The organism is Burkholderia sp. 10_S31 (assembly GCF_056930375.1).
In genome coordinates this window covers 1,356,850-1,375,492 of the sequence record NZ_JBXOWK010000003.1, presented here as the reverse complement: position 1 = coordinate 1,375,492, position 18,643 = coordinate 1,356,850, and the positions used below count along the sequence as shown (strand labels likewise).

Below are 18,643 nucleotides of genomic sequence, written 5' to 3'. Positions count from 1 at the left end.
GGCGCTTGCGCGCCGCGCATCATGCAGCCGTCACGACGAGGCGTTCGGGCGCGAGCACGCCGTTGGCCTTGCGCGCCACACCGAGCAGTCGCTCCGCGTCGTACACCCGCACGCGCTCTCCCTCTGCCGCGTCGATCGAATCAAGCGCAGACAGCGGCAGGCGCTGGCCGTGCAGGAATCGTTTCGCGCTGGCTTCGTCGAGACGCACCAGCGGAAATGTCGACAGCAGCGCGTCGACCGGCTGAAGCCACGCGTCGCGCGCCGCTTCGGCAGCGTCGGACAGCGCGTCGAGCGTCACCGCATGCTCGAGCGTCAGCGCGCCGACGCACGTGCGACGCAGCATCGTCAGATGCGCGCCACAACCGAGCGTTTCGCCGAGATCTTCGGCCAGCGTGCGCACATACGTGCCCTTGCTGCAGGTCACCCGAAACGTCACGTCCGGCAGCTCGCAGGCGAGCAGCTCGAGTGCATGGATCGTCACATTGCGGCCTTCCCGTTTGACGGTCTGGCCCGCGCGCGCATATTCGTACAACGGCTTGCCGTCACGCTTGAGCGCCGAATACATCGGCGGCACCTGCACGATCTCGCCGGTAAAGTGCGCGAGCGCCGCCTCCACCGCCGCCCGGTCGCATTCGACGGCGCGCGTGTCGAGCACGTCGCCTTCCGCGTCGCCGGTGGTCGTGCGCACACCGAGACGCATCGTCGCTTCGTAGGTCTTGTCCGCTTCCAGCAAGTCCTGCGAGAACTTCGTCGCCTCGCCGAAACACAGCGGCAACAGGCCCGAGGCCAGCGGATCGAGCGTACCGGTATGGCCGGCTTTCTTCGCGAGAAGCAGGCGCTTCGCGCGAATCAGGGCGTCGTTGCTCGACAAGCCGACCGGCTTGTCGAGCAGAAGGACGCCGTCCAGCGCGCGCCGCGGCACGCGTGGACGCTGAGGAGCTGCAGTCGTCATAGGGCGCGCGCGCTCAATCGTCCTTCGCGGGCGCGTCGGCTTCGTCGTCGTCCTTCGCGCGCGTCGAGTTGGCTTCCTTGATCAGGCGCGACATCTCCACGGCCTTCTCGATCGTCTGGTCGTAATGGAAATGCAGCGTCGGCACCGTATGAATGTGCAGACGCTTGAACAGCAGGTTGTGCAGGTGGCCCGACGCGTGATTCAGCGCTTCCTGCGTCTTGTCCGGATCGCCGGTGAGCGCCGTGAAATAGACCTTCGCGTGTGCGTAGTCCGGCGTGAGCTCCACGCTCTGGATGGTCACGATGCCGATGCGCGGGTCCTTGACCTCGCGCATGATGAGTTCGGACAGATCGCGCTGAATCTGGTCAGCAATCTGAACGTTGCGATTGGGGGAAGTACGTTTCCTGGACATGATCGATCCGTGATCCGTTTATCAGGATAAAGCGGCGAGCCGTTAGCACGCCGCCATGAAAATGGGCGGGACAAGCCCAAGCCTGCCCCGCCCCATGAGTCGATACGCGATGATTACAGCGTACGTGCGACTTCGGTCACTTCGAAGACTTCGAACTGGTCGCCTTCGATGACGTCGTTGAAGTTCTTCACCGACATACCGCACTCGAAGCCTTGCTTGACTTCCTTCACGTCGTCCTTGAAGCGCTTCAGCGATTCGAGTTCGCCCGTGAAGATCACGACGTTGTTGCGCAGCACGCGAACCGACGACGAGCGCTTGACGATACCGTCGGTGACCATACAGCCGGCAACCGTACCGACCTTCGGCACCTTGAACACCTGGCGTACCTCGACCATGCCGGTTATAACTTCGCGCTTCTCCGGCGCCAGCATGCCCGACATCGCGGCCTTCACCTCATCCACTGCGTCGTAGATGATGTTGTAGTAGCGGATGTCGATACCGTTTGCTTCGGCCAGCTTGCGCGCCTGTGCATCCGCACGCGTGTTGAAGCCGATGATGACCGCCTTCGATGCCGTTGCCAGGTTGACGTCGTTTTCGCTGATGCCACCCACCGCGCTGTGCACGATCTGCACGCGCACTTCGTCGGTCGACAGCTTGAGCAGCGACTGCACGAGCGCTTCCTGCGAACCCTGCACGTCTGCCTTGATGATGAGCGGCAGGTTCTGCACTTCGCCTTCGCCCATCTGCTCGAGCATGCTTTCCAGCTTCGCGGCCTGCTGCTTCGCCAGCTTGACGTCGCGGAACTTGCCCTGGCGGAACAGCGCGATCTCGCGTGCCTTGCGTTCGTCCGGCAGCACGATCACTTCCTCGCCAGCACCCGGCACTTCCGACAGACCCTGGATTTCGACCGGGATCGACGGCCCGGCTTCCTTCGTCGGCTTGCCGTTCTCGTCGAGCATCGCACGCACGCGGCCATAAGCCGTACCTGCCAGCACGATGTCGCCGCGGTTCAGCGTACCCGACTGCACCAGGATCGTCGCGACCGGGCCTTTGCCCTTGTCGAGCTTCGCTTCAATCACGATGCCCTTCGCCGGCGCTTCGACCGGTGCCTTCAGTTCCAGCACTTCGGCTTGCAGCAGCACGTTCTCGAGCAGGTCGTCGATACCGACACCCGTCTTGGCCGACACCGGCACGAACGGCGAATCGCCACCGTATTCTTCCGGCACGACGCCTTCGGTGACCAGTTCCTGCTTGACGCGATCCGGGTTCGCTTCCGGCTTGTCGATCTTGTTGATCGCGACGACGATCGGCACGCCACCCGCCTTCGCGTGGGCGATGGCTTCCTTCGTCTGCGGCATCACGCCGTCGTCAGCTGCCACCACCAGCACCACGATGTCGGTCGCCTTCGCGCCGCGTGCACGCATTGCCGTGAACGCTTCGTGACCCGGCGTATCGAGGAACGTGATGACGCCACGCGGCGTATCGACGTGATAAGCGCCGATGTGCTGCGTAATGCCGCCCGCTTCACCCGCTGCAACCTTCGCGCGGCGGATGTGATCGAGCAGCGAGGTCTTGCCGTGGTCGACGTGACCCATCACGGTGACGACCGGCGGACGCGGCAGCTGCTCCGCATCGGTACCGGTCTCGCCTTCGACCAGCAGCGCTTCCGGATCGTCCAGCTTCGCGGCAACCGCACGGTGGCCCAGTTCCTCGACGACGATCATCGCCGTTTCCTGGTCCAGCACCTGGTTGATCGTGACCATCTGGCCCATTTTCATCATCACCTTGATGACTTCGGAGGCCTTGATCGACATCTTGTGCGCGAGATCGGCAACCGAAACGGTTTCCGGCACGTGCACTTCACGGACGATCGGCTCGGTCGGCGCCTGGAACGACGATGCGCTGTCCTGGTGACGGCCGCGCCCCTTCGGGCCGCCGCGCCAGCCGCGGTCGACGCCGCCGCTCGAATCGCCGCGCGTCTTGATGCCGCGGCGCTTGGCCGCGTCGTCCTGCCAGCCGCCCTTGCCGCCACCCGGCTTCTTGTTGCGGTCGCCCGCACCTGCCGGAGCCTGCGTCGTCGCCGGCGCTGCACCTGCCGGCTTCTTCACGGCCGGACGCGCTTGAGCGCCTGCACCCGCCGGCTTCGCCGGCTTGTGCAGCGTGCCCTTCGCTTCAGCCGGCTTCGGCGGTTCCACCGGCTTCGGCGGCTCGACTGCCTTGACCACTGCCTTGCGCGGCGTGTTCATCATTTCGCGAATCGCGCGTGCTTCGGCTTCTGCCGCCGCGCGACGCTTGCTGATCTCTTCCTGCTCGGCGCGCGCCTTGTCCGCCGCCTCGCGGGCAGCGTCTTCGGCCTTCTTCGCCGCTTCGCGCTGTGCCGCACGTTCTGCGGCTGCGCGTGCTTCATCCTGCGCGGACTGCGCACCTGCCGCTTCCTGCTTGGCCTCGGCGGCCTGCTGGGCAGCAGCCTGCTGAGCTGCGGCGGCTTCGGCCGCGACGCGCTTCGCCGCAGCTTCTTCCTCGGCGCGACGACGCTCGGCTTCAGCCGCTTCCTCGCGGGCACGACGCTCTGCTTCTTCGCGCTCGAGTCGCTCCTGACGCTCGCGCAGTTCCTGCGCCTGCTTCTCGAGCAGCTCGGCCTCGCGGCGCGCCTCTTCCTCGCGACGCTTCAGTTCTGCGTCGTCGTCCGCTTCGGCGACCTGCGCCTGACCCTGTTCCGCACCCTCGCTCACTTCGTCGCGCTTGACGAACGTGCGCTTCTTGCGGACCTCGACCTGAATGGTGCGAGCCTTGCCCGTCGCGTCAGATTGCTTGATCTCCGACGTATGCTTGCGGGTCAGCGTGATCTTGCGCTTGTCGCCGTCGGTTGCGCCATGCGACTTGCGCAAATGATCGAGCAGACGCGCCTTGTCCGCTTCGGACAGCGCATCGTCTTCACTCGCTTTCTGGACGCCCGCTGCCTGCAGCTGCTCGAGCAGCACACCAGCAGGCATTTTCAGTTCCGCGGCAAATTGGGCTACGTTGTTACTCGCCATTCATTCCTCTTAGTGCAAGGACCGATTCCTTGCTGTTAGCATCGGGTCAGGCCATACGGCCGCCATCAAATCAGTGCGCCATGGTCATTTCTCACTGGAACCAATGTTCACGTGCTTTCATGATCAACGCCTTAGCGGCATCCTCTTCCATCCCGGTCATGTCGACCAGTTCATCCACAGCCAGCTCGGCGAGATCGTCGCGCGTCTGCATGCCATGTTCGGCCAGCTTCGCGAGCAACTCCGGCGTGACGCCGTCGAGGCCCTTCAAATCCAGCGCTGCATTCTCGACCTTTTCTTCATTCGCGATCGCCATCGTCAGCAATGCGTCGCGGGCGCGGTTGCGCAGCTCGTGCACGGTATCCTCGTCGAATGCCTCGATTTCGAGCATTTCGTTGAGCGGCACATAAGCGATTTCTTCAAGACTCGTGAAGCCTTCGTCGATCAGGATGTCGGCAACTTCTTCGTCGACATCGAGACGCGCCATGAACAGCGCACGCAGTCGGTCGCGCTCTTCACCCTGCTTCAGGGCGGATTCGTCCGGCGTCATGATGTTGATCTGCCAGCCGGTCAGTTCGCCGGCAAGGCGAACGTTCTGACCGCTGCGGCCGATCGCGACAGCCAGCTCGTTCTCGTCGACGACGACGTCCATCGAGTGCTTTTCTTCATCGACGACGATCGACTGGACGGCTGCCGGCGCGAGCGCGCCGATCACGAACTGGGCGGGATCCTCCGACCATAGCACGATGTCGATGTTTTCGCCACCGAGCTCGTTGCGCACGGCCTGCACGCGGGAACCGCGGATGCCGACGCAGGTGCCGATCGGATCGATCCGCTTGTCGTAGGCAATCACGCCGATCTTCGCGCGCACGCCCGGATCGCGAGCGGCTGCCTTGATTTCGAGCAGGCCCTGCTCGATTTCCGGCACTTCCATCTCGAACAGCTTCATCAGGAACTCGGGCGCCGTGCGCGAGAGCTCGATCTGCGGGCCGCGCGCGGTGCGGTCGACCTTCGCGATGTACGCACGCACGCGATCGCCCACGCGCAGGTTTTCCTTCGGGATCAGTTGGTCGCGGCGCAGCAGCGCTTCGACACGGCCCGATTCGACGATGAAGTTGCCCTTGTCGAGGCGCTTCACCGTGCCCGTCATGATCTTTTCGCCGCGCTCGAGATAGTCGTTCAGGATCTGTTCGCGCTCGGCATCGCGCACCTTCTGCAGGATCACCTGCTTGGCAGCCTGCGCGCCGATACGGCCGAACTCGATCGACGGCACCGGCTCCTCGATGAATTCGCCGACTTCGACGCCGGGCTTCTGTTCACGTGCTTCGAACAGCAGGATCTCGCGATCCGGCTCCTGCAAGCCCGCCTCATCGGGCACGACGAGCCAGCGACGGAAGGTTTCGTGCTCGCCGCTTTCGCGATCGATATGGACGCGGATTTCGGCGCCTTCGTCGAACAGCTTCTTGGAAGCGGACGCGAGCGCAGCCTCGAGGGCGCCCAGCACCACATCCTTGTCGACGTTTTTCTCGCGCGCCAGCGCATCCACCAGCATCAACACTTCGCGACTCATTATTTGCGGCTCCTAAAGTCAACTTGCGGAATCAGGCGGGCTTTGTCGATATCGGCCAGCGTGAAATCCAGCATGGCCGCCTCGCCCTTCTTCCTCTCAAATTCCAAACCGATCGTTTCGCCATTCGGCGCGTGCAGAATGCCCCGGTACGTCTTGCGCCCGTCCAGCGGCTTTTTCAAGGTCACGGAAACTTCGCTGCCGGCGAAGCGCTCGAAGTCGGCCAGCTTCTTCAACGGGCGGTCGAGCCCCGGGGACGAGACTTCGAGCCGTTCGTAATCGATGTTTTCGACCGTCAAGACGTGCTGGAGCTGACGCGTGACCTTTTCGCAATCTTCGAGCGAGATGCCGGCAGGCTGATCGATATAGATGCAAAGCATGCCGCGCCCGGTGCGCTCGAGATCCACCAGCTCGTAGCCGAGCCCGGTGACCGTGGTTTCTATCAGTTCCGTCAGTTGCACAGTGTCCTCTCAGGTGTTCGCGCCCGCCGCTCGCGATTCACCCGCGGGCGCGCGCCTTAGCCGGCGCAGGAAGCGCTACCCGAGATGCCTAACCGTTTCAGCAAAAAAAAATGGGCGGAACGCCCATCTTCTTACTGGTGGTCGCACCTGAGCCGCACATTGAATCCGTACGCCCAGCGACTCCGCGATTATAGCGATTTTTGGCGCAAACGCCAAGCCAGCCGGTAAAAGCAGCGTCCAGCCCGCCTTTACCGACCAAAAATGCGAAACCGGACTGTCCGACCTGGCGGCACAATCCGGCAGCGCAATATATATGCAGTCAAAAATATGCAGTCGAAAGCAAACCGCATAAGGCGAGATGCCGACCCAACCAGATTCACGCCAGTCTCGTCGGCACACCGGCGGCTTGCACCGCCGTACGCCAGAAACGCTCAACGGCCGCGCGAGCGATTGCGTTGCGGACGCTGGCCGCCGCGTGCGCCACCACCGCCGTTGCCGGCGCCTTCCGCGCGATTGCCGTTGGGATTGCGGTTGCCGCCCTTGTTGCCACCTCGCTTGCCGCCCGCAGCACCTTCGCGCTTCGGACCAGCGCCATACGACGCACGATTGCCGTCGACATCGCGACCGCCCGAACGATTGCCATAGCCCGACGGCGAAACCGGCAGGCTGCCGTAGCCGCTCAGGCCCGGCAGGCCAGGGGCACCGCGCCGGCCACCGCCGCGACGCGGCTGGTCGAGCTGGCCATGCGTCGTCAGCACCGGCTCACGGCCGATGAAACCCATCGACGTCTGCATCGGATCCGGCTGGCGGCGCTCGGCCTGCCCACCGCCACCGCGCTTGCCCTTCTCTTCGGACGGCGCCTTCAGGCCAACCGTCGCCATCAGCTTGCGCACCTGCGCCTCGTCGAGCTCCTCCCAACGACCGCGCTTCAGGCCGCGCGGCAGCGGGATCGGGCCGTGGCGCGTACGGATCAAGCGACTCACCATCAGGCCGGCCGCCTCGAACATCCGGCGCACTTCGCGGTTGCGGCCTTCGGCCAGCGCAACGTGATACCAGTGGTTCGTGCCTTCGCCGCCGCCGTCGCGGATACGCAGGAAGTTCGCCGGGCCGTCGTCGAGCTCGACGCCATGCAACAGCTTCTGCCGCATCCCTTCGGACAGCTCGCCGACAACGCGCACCGCGTACTCGCGCTCGACGCTGTAACGCGGATGCATGAAGCGGTTTGCGAGATCGCCCGACGTGGTCAGCATCAGCAGACCTTCGGTGTTGAAGTCGAGGCGGCCCACCGCGAGCCATTTCGCCGTCTTCATCGGCGGCAGGCGGTCGAACACCGACGGACGACCTTCCGGGTCCGCATGGCTGACGATTTCGCCCGTCGGCTTGTGGTACAGCAGCACGCGCGGCGGCTTGTTCGGCAGCTTGCGCTTGACCGGCTTGCCGTTGATACGAACCTGGTCGGTCGGCATGATGCGCTGGCCGATGTGCGCAGGCTCGCCGTTCACCGACACACGGCCGGCGACGATCAGCTCTTCCATTTCGCGACGCGAGCCCATGCCGGCTTCCGCGAGCACCTTGTGGAGCTTCGGCGCGTCATCGTCCGGCGACAGCACGCGCTTGTTCGTCGGCTGACTGCGGCCGCGGCGCAACATCGGCGCACGTACGCCGCTGCCGCCCGCCGAGTTGTCCGCGTCGAAGGCCGGCGACGTCACATAGGCGAACAGATCGTCCTGCGATGCCGCATCGCCATCGGCCTTCGCCGCGCCGCCTTCACCCTTCGGCGAACCGCGCCGCCCCTGGCCGCCTTGCCCGCCCTGGGCACCCTTGGCTGTACCTTCACGCTTGCCGGCCGGCTTGCGGCCGCCCTTGGCCGCGCCTTCCTTGCGTGGCGCGCGTGCGGTGGGTTGCGCTTCCGCGGCCTCGGCCGGCTGCGCGTCCGCGCCTTCGCCGCCCTGCGACTCGCCATCGGCGCCCTTCGACTTGGCCGCCGCGCGGCGACGCGCGATCAGGCTGCGCGGGCCGCGCCGCAAGCCGCGGCGGGGACGCTCGTCACCACCCGCGGCCGGAGCGTCCTGCTCCGGCGCATCGTCGGCACGCGCGGCCTGCACGGCAGGCGCGGACGATTCAATATCGTGGATATCTGTCAAAACAACCTCAAAATGTCAGGTCTCGCGCCCGGCGCGGGCGCGGCAAGAAGTCGGCCGCGATCAGGCGCGGCGCTGTTCGGGTTCTGCTTCGTCGTCCGGCAGCGCGTCGGCGCCGATGGGCGCGCTGGCACTGCGTACGGCGTCGGCAAGACTGTCAGACGTATCGTCCAGCATCTCGCCGTCCGCGGGACGGGAGCGTGAGGCGTCGGCCTGGCCAGCCTCGCCCGGCATCTCGCCGGCCGCTTCCGCTCCGTCTCCGGCAACCGCGTCGGCGGCCGGCTTGCGATCTTCCTCGTTCCATTCCGCATGCAGCGGCTCGGATGGCCCGCCGGCCGGCGCTGCTTCGGCGCCGTCCTGTTCGGCTTGAACGCGATCAGCTTCCAGCGTATCGCGGTTCGGCATTTCCTGCGTCGACGCGATGTCCGTCGCTGCGTCGCCCGGCAATTCGTATGGCTCGTCGGCCGCCGCTTCGCCAGCGTCCGGCACCGCTTCCGCCGCCGGCGCATCGCCGTCGAAGTCCATCGCCTGCTGCGCGAGCAGCGCGGCCTCGATGTTCGCGGCGGGCTCCTCGAGCGCGGGCAGGTCGTCGAGCGCCTTCAGGCCGAGATCGTCGAGGAACTGCTTGGTCGTCGCGTACAGCGCCGGACGTCCCGGCACGTCGCGATGCCCGATCACCTCGATCCAGCCTCGATCCTCGAGCTGCTTGACCACCTGCGTATTGACCGTGACGCCGCGAATCTCTTCGATGTCGCCGCGCGTGACGGGTTGCCGATACGCGATGATCGCGAGCGTTTCGAGCACCGCGCGCGAATATTTCGGCGGCTTCTCGGGATGCAGTCGATCCAGAAAGTGACGCATCGCCGGCTTGCTCTGAAAGCGCCATCCGGTTGCCAGCGCCACCAGTTCGACGCCGCGGCCGGACCAATCCTGTTTCAGATCTTCGAGCAACGTGCGGACCGTGTCAGCCGACACGCCGTCGGCAAAGAGCTTGCGCAAATCGCCGAGCTTCAGCGGTTCCTGCGCGCAGATCAAAGCAGTCTCGAGGACGATCTTCGCCTCTTGGGTATTCATGCAGCTAGGCCAGACCCTGTGGTCAAACGAACCGGATCAACAAACAGACGAAAGGAACGGAAGACGCGCTCGCCCGATTCTGATCGGTCATATTGATGGGAGCACGAACCGGGGGCGGCGAACCAACTTCAAGCCAGGCCCAAACCGGACGGAACAGCACGGCTCAACGACGGAACCGCGTGACTGAGCGCCATATTACGCAAAATCGCCCGGTGCGTAAAGATTCGCCGAACGGCTCGCCGTCAGCACGCCTCGGGCGCTCCGTCCCCGCTTCAGCGCAGGCACGCGCCGCGAGCGAGGAAATGGCGCAAGCGCTCGACGCCCGCATCGAGCCGCACCGGATCGCATGCGTAGCACCAGCGCACGAACCCTTCGCCCTCCGGGCCAAACGCGCGCCCCGGCGCCAGTCCAAGCCCTGCCTCGCGCACCAGCGACTTGCAGAACGCGAAGCTGTCGTCCGCGCCCGGCAAGCGCAGGAACAGGTACATCGCGCCCGGCGGAGGCGGCACGTCGACGCCCGGCAGCGTGTGCAGTGCGGCGACCAGATGATCACGCGCGCCGCGCAGCGCCGTGACGAACGACTGCACGAACGGTTCGCCGTCGCGCAGCGCGACTTCGCCCGCGGACTGGATGAAACCCGGCGCGCACGACGTGTTGTATTCGACCAGCTTCGACAGGTCGCCCATGACCGCCGCTGGCGCGACCAGCCATCCGAGCCGCCAGCCCGTCATCGCCCAGGCCTTCGAGAACGAATTCACGACGATCACCCGCTCGTCGCGCGATGCGATGTCGAGGAACGACGACGCACCGGCCGCGCCGAACGCCAGCCGCTCGTACACCTCGTCGGCGACCACCCATATGCCGTGACGTCGGCAATGCGCGAGTACGGCCTGCTGGTCGTCGCGGGACATCGTCCAGCCGGTCGGATTGTTCGGCGAGTTGACGAACAGCATCCGCGTGTCGGGCGTCAGTGCCGCGAGCAGCCGGTCGACGTCGAGCCGCCAGCCCGCGTCGCCATGGCCGAGCGGTACGCATTCGACCTGCGCACCGAGGATCTTCGGAATTTCGACGAGGTTCGGCCAGAGCGGCGTGACCGCGACGACGCGATCGCCCGGACCGACCAGTAGTTGCGCAGCGAGCATCAGCGCGCTCACGCCCGAACTCGTCACGGCAATCGTCTCGGCCGCCGTCGCGCCGTGCCGCACGCTCACGTAGTCCGCGATCGCGTCGCGCAGCGGGACCGTGCCGAGGTTGTGCGTATAGAAGGTTGCGCCGTCGCGCAGCGCCGCCGCGGCTGCGTCACGAATGAATGTAGGCGTCACCCGATCGGATTCGCCGAACCAGAACGGCAGCACGTCGGGCACGCCGAAGCCGGCGTTCACCACTTCCCTGATCAGTGACGGACGCAGCGCATGGACTGCGCTGCGTGCCGCCGGCTCGCCCGTCGCCGGGCCGACCTCTGCGAAATGCCTCATCGAGAATCGCCACTGAGGAACACGGTCCGCCTAGTGTACCGGCGTGCGCGGTGGATTCGCACCCTCAGTCGAGATCCTCCGCCCGTGCCGGCATCTGGCGCACAAGCTCCCAGATCGCCTGCGCGGCCGGCGACAGCGACCGGTCGCGGCGGCGCACCAGTTCGACGGTACGCTCGGTACGGGGCGTCAGTGGCCGCGCGACCAGCGTCGATCCGGCCGGCAGCGGCAGAGATAGCCACGGCTGCACGCTCACGCCGACACCGGCCTCGACGAGCCCGAATACGGTCGCCGAATGCCCGAGTTCCTGCATGACCGTCGCATTCACCCGATGGGCGGCCAGCGCAGCGTCGATCAGCGGCCGGCTTCCGGACGCATGATCGAGCAGCACGAGACGCTCGCCGTCGAGTGCCGTCCATGGCACCTCCGCCCGCGCCGCAAGCGGATGATCGGCGCGCGCGACCAGGCAGAACGAGTCGGTCATCAACGGTTCGCACACGAGATCGGCGACGGCGAGCGGCCCGATGACGACGCCGAAATCGACCTCGCTCGACTTCACCTTGCGCAGCACGTCGCTCTGCACGTCGTCGCGCAGGCCGAGCGTGACGAACGGGAACTGGCGCTCGGACGACGCGACGACGCGCGGCATCAGCCGGCACGCGATCGTCGGGCTCGCGGCAACGATCACGCGCCCCCGCCGCTGCTCGCCGATCTCGCGAATCTCGCGCAACGTGTCGTCGAGATCGTCGATCAGTCGGGACACGCTCGCGATCAGGTTCGCCCCGACGTCGGTCAACTGTACGTCGCGCGTCGTCCGGTCGATCAGCTTCAGCCCGAGTTCGGCCTCGAGCTCACGCACGCAACGGCTGACCGCGGACTGCGTGAGTCCGATCTCGTCGCCCGCGCGACTGAAGCTCCTGAGCCGCGCGACTTCGATGAATACGCGAAGCTGGCGCAGCGTAACGTTCATCCCCTCACCTCATCAATCGTCGACATCAATGCACAATTTTAATGCGCGAAACAGCCCCGATGTGCGAATCCGGCATCGATCGCACATGTTTCGCTGCGGTGCAATATTCGCGCAAACGCACGTGGCACGGGCGAATTGCACAAGATTGGTGATTGTCCCGATTTGCTGGCGGGTTATTTTGGCGTCTTATACGCCCCTAGCTGACTTAGCCGTTAGCCCGCTGCCAAGCGGCTCTCGAGGGGATCGCCTCCGACATGGCACACATCGTGCATTACCTGACGCACAGGGCGCAGGTTTTCGTCGGACGGAAGGCAGAGATGCCGCTGCCGGCCAACCGGACGCCCCCACCCGGCACTCGACGTTCGAGTGCTTGAAGAGTGCGCGGCGCAGGGCAGCGCACCGGAGTTAGCTTCGCTGAGGTGAGGACATGATGCTGTTCGACGATTTGAGAGATAACGAGTGGGCGCTGGTCGAAGGTCTGTTTTGCTCGGAACCCGCACGGAGCGAACGGCGCGGCCGTCCGCGCGTGGAAGCACGTTCGGTAGTCAACGCCGTGCTGTGGGTACTGTCGACGGGTGAAGGCTGGTCGAAGCTGCCGGGCCGCTATCCGTCGCCGCCGACCTGCCGCCGTCGTTTCGACGAATGGCAGGCAGACGGTACGCTCGCCGAAATCGTCAAGCGACTCGGCACGAGCGGCCGCCAGATCTCATTGCGCGGTCGCATCGGGGCAAGCGCGACGAAGCCGCCGGCACCGCCGAGCCGCGATCGGCTGCGCGGCGCCTTCTGGACCAATCCGGAATCCTGGCGCGCCCCCGTGAAGATGGCGTAACGCATGCTCGATCGGGCGGCTTCGGCCGCCCGGTTTCTTTCATCGCCACGCCCGTTGCGCGGCGCTCGCGTCGTCGTCGATTACCGCTGTCGTGCCGCGATACATCTATTTACTATTATTTACAGCAAGCCTGCACTCCCGCGCTTACCTTAGCGACATATCAACAAGCCTCGCCGACGGCTTGAAGGGAGCCCCGCCATGAAACCAATGTCACTGCTCGTCGCATGCGGCATTGTCATTTCGCTGGCGCTGACCGCCCCCGCTCGCGCCGACGATCGCACAAAGCCGCCTCACCGCCAGCAAGAGCACCGGAACACCCTTCGCCAGCAACCGCCCGTCACGTCGCCCAACCGGCAGACCGTGCCGCGCGGCGATTTGCGCGGCGACATCGCCAGCAACGCGCGTGCGCGCATCAGCTCGCAGCCGTCCGACCTGCCGCGTCATCCGTAGTCCGGCAATCTGCAGGATTTCGTCAAAGAAAATTCCCGGATTCGGGAACTGCTCGACATGCGACGAGTCACATTCGTTGCCATGAGCACAGCGTGGCAACAGCAAAAGTATCCGGTACGCCCGTATCCTCGTGATACGGGCTTTTTTTGAGTATCGCGCGCACCGCGCGCGAGAACTGGCGTGCGCCGCTACAGGCGGCTTTCGAGAATCGCCACGGCGCTCGCTTCGCTCAATGCGTAGTCGTCCATACGGCGATCGGTCCAGGAAAGCAATTTCTCGTCGCGCTCGAGGCGCGCACATTCGGCTCGACCATTATCGGTCAGCACCGCGATGTCGACCGGGGCATGGAAACCCGGTGCGGGAGCAACGGTCTTCTGCCTGACCGTGTCCATCAGCCCTAGCGACCGGAGATACTCGAACACGCCCGGGCGGCGCGCCCACGGTACCTGGCGGTACTGCACTCGTCTCAATGCGTCGAGCACCGCTTCGTTGGAATACGTGGCCATCTCGATTCTTTCTTAAAGTGCAGCGACAATGCGAAGCGGCGCGCCGGGCGGGAGCTCCGCCCGCCGATACCGCCACCGATTCTGGAGGCCGACGTTCGGCGTCGCGTCAGGGCCGGATCGTCAGCCGTCCATAAAAAGACACCATACCCCAATCAAATTGATTCTGTTCGATTCATTTGCACTTCTCTTCATCTGTTTCATGCTCTGCCGCAAGCGGCGGCGACTCATCGCGATCGCCGGTGTCGCGCTGCTCTGGCTGCTCGCGACAGGCTGGCTCGCCGCGCCGCTCATCGCGTGGACCGAGGCGGGTGTTACGCCGGTCGAGCGCCCCGACATGCACGGCCGAACGACGCTGATCATCATCGGCATCGGCACGCGGCGCGGCGAGACCGGCCTGCGGCCGCCTCCCGACGGTGAAGCACGCATTCGCAAGACCGCGGCGCTCTATCGCACGTGCCTGCAGCAGGCCACCCGCTGCACCGTGGTGATGTCGGGCGGCGACCCGCAACATCACGGCGAAACCGAGGCGGCCGTCTACGGGCGCCGGCTGGTCGCGGAAGGCGTCGCCTCCGGCGATCTCGTGCTCGAGCCGAACAGCCGTACGACCTACGAAAACGCGAAATTCACTGCGTCTATACTACGCTCACAACATGACGACACGCGCATTCTCGTCACGTCGTCTTACCAGATGCGCCGCGCATTGCTCGATTTCCGCCGCTTCGGCATCGATCCGCAGCCCGTTTATTCGAACCGCCGGCGTGCACAAACGGGCTGGCTGCCACGCTGGCACAACCTGGAAAACGCGAACCAGGCCTTGCATGAACTGGTCGGCATCGCGCAGTTCCACGTCTATCGATGGCTCGGCTGGTTTTGACGGCAATACGGACACCGAAAGCGACGGTGCCGCCCGGGATGGCATGCGCGTGACGGAATGCGCGAAGTGTTGCGCGACTTCAACGAGGCCTTGCGCTGCGCCGTGATCCGATGCACATTGATCCGTCACTTTTGTTACACTCGACACGCACTCGATTGCAGTCGCCAGACAAAACGGCAACATTCGGGTTCATCACCACTTAGCGGAGGTAAAGCAATGAAGAAGACGTCCCTGGCTATTCTGGTCGCGATGTCGGCGCTGACTGGCGCAGCGTATGCGCAAGAGAGCACGCAAATCCAGACCATCACCGATCCGGCCAAGATTGCCGAGATCGAGCAGCGCGCACAAGCGCTGCAGCAGCAGCAAGCGGCCGAAGCCGCTCAGCCGGCGATGCAGGAAGAGCATCACCAGGGCAAGAAGGCTGCTCACCACAAGGCAGCGAAGAAGGCCGCCAAGAAGGCCGCCAAGGCCGCTCCGGCAGACGCTGCCAGCCAGTAAGTTCGGCGGCACCGCATAAGCGAAAAGCCGAATCCGGGCAACCGGGTTCGGCTTTTTTGGTTGCGGCGCCTGCGCGCTGTGCTAAAGTCGCGCACCGAAATTTTCCACCCGTGCGCACCCCGGTGCGGAGGACAGCATGAGCAACATTCAACTCGACATCGAGTGGACCGAAGCAGCCACTCGCAAGATCAAGCAACTGATGCCGCGCGGCTCGGACGACGCATTCCTTGCGCTGCCGCCGATCGAGTGCCTGCCGATGGAGGGCGACGTGCTTTTCCTCGGTCCGCAAGGCAAGCAGCAGCCGTTCATCGTCGCCGAACGCCAGTATCACCACGACGGCGACGCCGACTGGACGATCATCCTGATTCTCGACGTACCGAGCGCGTCGCACTGACGCGTCGCAGCGGCCGGCAACGCGCCCGGCCGCTCCACCTCGCTCACACGAGCTTCAGCTCGCGGACCCCGAAACGATCGGCCCGGTCCGCGGCAATCCAGAATGTGCGCTGAACGCGCATGCGCGGCCAAGGCGACCTTCCCCAGCGCTCGACGAATACGAACCGCACCAGTTGGGTCGGCACGCCCTCGTGTTGGGACCTCACCAAAAAATTGCCCGCGCTTCAGAAGAAGCGCGGGCGAAACCGTCGCCCTACGAGGATAGGCGACGGGGCCATCGAGATCCGCGCGCTGCGCGGATCGTCATCGGTTGCGCCGGCGCTCGCAGCGCCGGCATCTGAAGACGTTGATACCGTTGATCAGGCACTCGCGATGCACGCTCGGCATCTGACGCCATCCTCCCTGTCCTAACGATTCGAACTTATAAAGCAGTTTGCGTGCCAGGTTAGCAGGAAAAGGCACACCATTGATCTATAAGGATATTTTTCACATCCATGACGACGTAACACGCGCTCTGCCGCCGTAACGCGCGGATGTTACGTAACGTCAGGAGGCGGGGCCGAACGCCCGCAGACGCCCGCGTCGACGCGCGTGAAAATGAAAAAGCCCGCCGAAAGGCGGGCTTTTTCGAAAACCGGAAGCTTGCCGCGATCAGCGCAGCTGATTCACGAGCAGCCCCATGATCTGTCGGGCCGGCGACGACGTATCGATCGCACCCGAATCGTCGACGACTGCCACGCGCGTCTGGTCCGGCGTCAGCGCCTTCACATTGACGCGATACTGCTTCGCCTGCTTTTCCTTCTTGCCATGGAACAGCTGGCTCCAGAAGCCCTGCTCGGCCGCACTCAGATCCTTTGGATCGACATACCGCACGAAATACAGACCCTTCGTGCGATCGCGATCGTCGACCGTGAAGTTCGCGCGATCGAGCGCGAGGCCGACGTGCAGCCACGAACGGTCGTACGGCTCGCCGAGCGTGACTTCGGACGGCACCGCGCCCGAATCGACGTCGTTCGCTTGCGACGACGTACGCGCAACGTTCTGCGCAGCGATCGCCGCGGCAGCAGCCTTCGATGCGTCGGTATCGGCCTTCTTGTCCTTCGGCACCGTGTTGTCGTTGATGTTCGCGACCGGCGGCTCGCCATTCTTCGCACGCTGCTCGTTCTGCGCGAGCACCGCCATCAGCCGCTTCAGGTATTCCGTCTCGAGCGCCGGATCGTTCGGCTTCGCTTCCCACTTGCTCGAATCGTTGTTCGCGCCGGTGATCGCCTCGCGCATGCCCTTTTGGCTGATGAACACGTAGGTGCCGCCGTTCGGATCCGAATCGAGGCGCGTGCGGTACTTGTTGCGCTCCGCCGTCACGTACGAATTGCCCATCGCCTTCGAGATCACGCTACGGATCAGACCGTCGTTGATCTGCGGATGGGTCTCGTTCCAGTCGGTTTCCATCACGCCCTTGTCGCGCTGGTCGACGACGAGCAGGAAACCCTGCTCCTGCCAGAAACGGCGAACTTGCGGCCAGATGTCGGCGGGCTTCTTGCCGTCGATCACGAGCCAGCTCTCGGTGCCGTCGCGCTGGATATGCATGCCGACCACGGCGGGCGCGACGGTGTCCGTCGCGGGCGCGGCGTGCTGGACCTGCTGAAGCGCAGACAGGGAAGTCGCGCCGCCCTGTGGCGGCAGCGAGCGCTGATCGGCCGTCTCGTCGAGCATGTTGGGCGGCACTGCGAGCGACGCTTCCTTCGATTTCGAATCGCTCTTGTAGTCCACTTTCGTGGGCGACGACGTACCGCAACCGGCGACGAGCGCACCGGTGGCGAGCACTGCAGCGAACCGCATGGTAAGACGAAGATCAGTCATGTTCGGGGAATCCTCTTCCGCTAAATCACGGCGCTTTCCGTGGATCAACCCTGCATTTTACCGGGGCCGCGCCGGGATGTGCAAAAAAGCGACGGGCAAGAAAAAACCCGCGTCAGCCTGAACTGACGCGGGTTCTTTGTCTGGTCGGGGCGAGAGGATTTGAACCTCCGACCACCTGCACCCCATGCAGGTACGCTACCAGGCTGCGCTACGCCCCGAAAGAAAAAAATTATAACAGACAGTTTGTCGATTTAGAACGGGTCGCATGCATTTTGTGCATGTTCCTGCGAAATTTTTTGCGAGATGGCGTGACGAGACGTGACGGTTCGATGCTCACTGCTTGCGCGCGACACAGATGACCGTGAGGCCCGCCACCCGATTGAACCGGAACATCGGCAACTCGACCCGGCAGATCAGCTTGAGCAGACCGTTGACGGCCGGATGGTGCCGGCGCAATTGCGACGCCGGCTCGCGCGGTTGCCGACGCACCCGCTCGCTTAGTCGCAATGCCGCCGCGAGCGGAAACGTAAGGCCGAAGTAGTATGCCCCGTGCTCGACCTCCAGCCCCGCACGACGCGCGACGTCTTCGAGGCCGTCGAGCGTATACCTGCGCTTGTGCTCGAGAAAATCGTCATGCGCGCTCCAGAGGAACTGAAACGCGGGAACCGTGATCAGGAACCGGCTACCCTTCGGCGCGCCCGCCACATAACGGGCAAGCAGCCCGACATCGTCATCGACGTGTTCGAGAACATCCATCAGCAGCACGAGATCGGCATCGAATCGATCGACGGCACGGCGAAAATGGACGGGCTTGCCGGCCGCCTCACCGTCGGTATCGTCGGCATAGCTCGTATCGACACACCACGCCTCCGTCGCCTGCGTGCGCTCGAGCAAATGCTTGGAAAAGAAACCCGAGCCCGCGCCAACGTCGAGTATGCGATTCGCGTCCGACGTGCCCAGGAACCGGCGGATCGCGCTCGCCTTCGACGCGTAGTACCAGTGATCGCCTACATCCGCTCCCAATACGTCGAGTTCCTTCAGATCCATGACGCCTCCCCCGTGTCGGACACCATGCTTTGATCCATCCCGCTACCGATGCCGATCTTACCGCGCCGCAGCCGTTGCACGTACAGCAAGTTGCGCGAATCGCAC

The 18,643-nt window shown here is 64.6% G+C and carries 16 protein-coding genes, 1 tRNA gene and 1 pseudogene; 5 read left to right on the top strand and 13 right to left on the bottom strand.

Annotated elements, in window-relative coordinates; genetic code table 11:
• Positions 1-19 precede the first annotated feature (19 nt).
• The 9 genes from truB to AC1Z3W_RS26395 all read right to left on the bottom strand — a co-directional run bounded on the left by truB (position 20) and on the right by AC1Z3W_RS26395 (position 12,081).
• Positions 20-952 carry a tRNA pseudouridine(55) synthase TruB gene (truB, locus tag AC1Z3W_RS26435; RefSeq protein WP_483508778.1) on the bottom strand — a complete coding sequence of 311 codons (933 nt, stop codon included), beginning with the start codon at positions 950-952 and terminating at the stop codon, positions 20-22.
• A gap of 13 nt (positions 953-965) precedes the next feature.
• Complete coding sequence (gene rbfA, locus AC1Z3W_RS26430) at positions 966-1,364, bottom strand: 30S ribosome-binding factor RbfA (protein WP_006495346.1); 399 nt, start codon at positions 1,362-1,364, stop codon at positions 966-968.
• Between the two features lie 113 nt (positions 1,365-1,477).
• Positions 1,478-4,399: a translation initiation factor IF-2 gene (infB, locus tag AC1Z3W_RS26425; protein ID WP_057924314.1), complete on the bottom strand. Its 2,922-nt coding sequence runs from the start codon at positions 4,397-4,399 to the stop codon at positions 1,478-1,480.
• A 91-nt stretch (positions 4,400-4,490) separates the two neighbouring features.
• Positions 4,491-5,966 (bottom strand): transcription termination factor NusA, encoded by a 1,476-nt coding sequence (gene nusA, locus AC1Z3W_RS26420; protein WP_057924313.1) that lies wholly within the window; start codon positions 5,964-5,966, stop codon positions 4,491-4,493.
• The gene (rimP, locus tag AC1Z3W_RS26415) at positions 5,966-6,424 is read right to left on the bottom strand and encodes a ribosome maturation factor RimP (protein ID WP_014897219.1); all 459 of its coding nucleotides are present in this window, start codon (positions 6,422-6,424) and stop codon (positions 5,966-5,968) included. Before rimP ends, nusA begins: the two co-directional genes overlap by 1 nt.
• A 431-nt stretch (positions 6,425-6,855) precedes the next feature.
• On the bottom strand, positions 6,856-8,568 hold the full coding sequence (gene rluB / locus AC1Z3W_RS26410; protein WP_057924312.1) for a 23S rRNA pseudouridine(2605) synthase RluB: 1,713 nt from the start codon (positions 8,566-8,568) through the stop codon (positions 6,856-6,858).
• A gap of 60 nt (positions 8,569-8,628) precedes the next feature.
• On the bottom strand, positions 8,629-9,639 hold the full coding sequence (scpB, locus tag AC1Z3W_RS26405; RefSeq protein ID WP_483508776.1) for an SMC-Scp complex subunit ScpB: 1,011 nt from the start codon (positions 9,637-9,639) through the stop codon (positions 8,629-8,631).
• Positions 9,640-9,911: 272 nt separating this feature from the next.
• Positions 9,912-11,114, bottom strand: a complete 1,203-nt coding sequence (locus AC1Z3W_RS26400; protein ID WP_483508775.1) for a pyridoxal phosphate-dependent aminotransferase — start codon at positions 11,112-11,114, stop codon at positions 9,912-9,914.
• A gap of 64 nt (positions 11,115-11,178) precedes the next feature.
• Positions 11,179-12,081 carry a LysR family transcriptional regulator gene (locus AC1Z3W_RS26395; protein WP_057924309.1) on the bottom strand — a complete coding sequence of 301 codons (903 nt, stop codon included), beginning with the start codon at positions 12,079-12,081 and terminating at the stop codon, positions 11,179-11,181.
• Positions 12,082-12,511: 430 nt separating this feature from the next.
• Here AC1Z3W_RS26395 and AC1Z3W_RS26390 point away from each other — a divergent pair.
• Both AC1Z3W_RS26390 and AC1Z3W_RS26385 read left to right on the top strand, forming a co-directional pair.
• Positions 12,512-12,907: pseudogene (locus AC1Z3W_RS26390) on the top strand (transposase); the annotation flags it as partial.
• A gap of 201 nt (positions 12,908-13,108) precedes the next feature.
• The gene (locus tag AC1Z3W_RS26385) at positions 13,109-13,360 is read left to right on the top strand and encodes a hypothetical protein (protein WP_057924308.1); all 252 of its coding nucleotides are present in this window, start codon (positions 13,109-13,111) and stop codon (positions 13,358-13,360) included.
• Positions 13,361-13,548: 188 nt separating this feature from the next.
• Here the strand turns inward: AC1Z3W_RS26385 and AC1Z3W_RS26380 are convergent, their stop codons facing one another.
• Positions 13,549-13,866 (bottom strand): hypothetical protein, encoded by a 318-nt coding sequence (locus tag AC1Z3W_RS26380; protein WP_006754206.1) that lies wholly within the window; start codon positions 13,864-13,866, stop codon positions 13,549-13,551.
• A gap of 199 nt (positions 13,867-14,065) precedes the next feature.
• Between AC1Z3W_RS26380 and AC1Z3W_RS26375 the strand changes: the two genes are divergently transcribed.
• From AC1Z3W_RS26375 to AC1Z3W_RS26365, 3 genes are all read left to right on the top strand, one after another.
• A complete protein-coding gene (locus AC1Z3W_RS26375) occupies positions 14,066-14,740 on the top strand; it encodes a YdcF family protein (RefSeq protein ID WP_173938481.1) in 675 nt (224 codons plus the stop codon).
• A gap of 216 nt (positions 14,741-14,956) precedes the next feature.
• On the top strand, positions 14,957-15,238 hold the full coding sequence (locus AC1Z3W_RS26370) for a hypothetical protein (RefSeq protein WP_057924306.1): 282 nt from the start codon (positions 14,957-14,959) through the stop codon (positions 15,236-15,238).
• Between the two features lie 136 nt (positions 15,239-15,374).
• On the top strand, positions 15,375-15,632 hold the full coding sequence (locus AC1Z3W_RS26365; protein WP_006486090.1) for a hypothetical protein: 258 nt from the start codon (positions 15,375-15,377) through the stop codon (positions 15,630-15,632).
• 650 nt (positions 15,633-16,282) lie between these two features.
• On the opposite strand, the gene bamC is transcribed toward AC1Z3W_RS26365, so the two are convergent.
• From bamC to AC1Z3W_RS26350, 3 genes are all read right to left on the bottom strand, one after another.
• Complete coding sequence (gene bamC / locus AC1Z3W_RS26360; protein ID WP_057924305.1) at positions 16,283-17,491, bottom strand: outer membrane protein assembly factor BamC; 1,209 nt, start codon at positions 17,489-17,491, stop codon at positions 16,283-16,285.
• Between the two features lie 141 nt (positions 17,492-17,632).
• A tRNA-Pro gene (locus AC1Z3W_RS26355) sits at positions 17,633-17,709 on the bottom strand.
• 115 nt (positions 17,710-17,824) lie between these two features.
• Entirely contained in the window at positions 17,825-18,538 is a 714-nt protein-coding gene (locus tag AC1Z3W_RS26350) for a methyltransferase domain-containing protein (protein WP_175826953.1), read from the bottom strand.
• Positions 18,539-18,643: the final 105 nt, after the last annotated feature.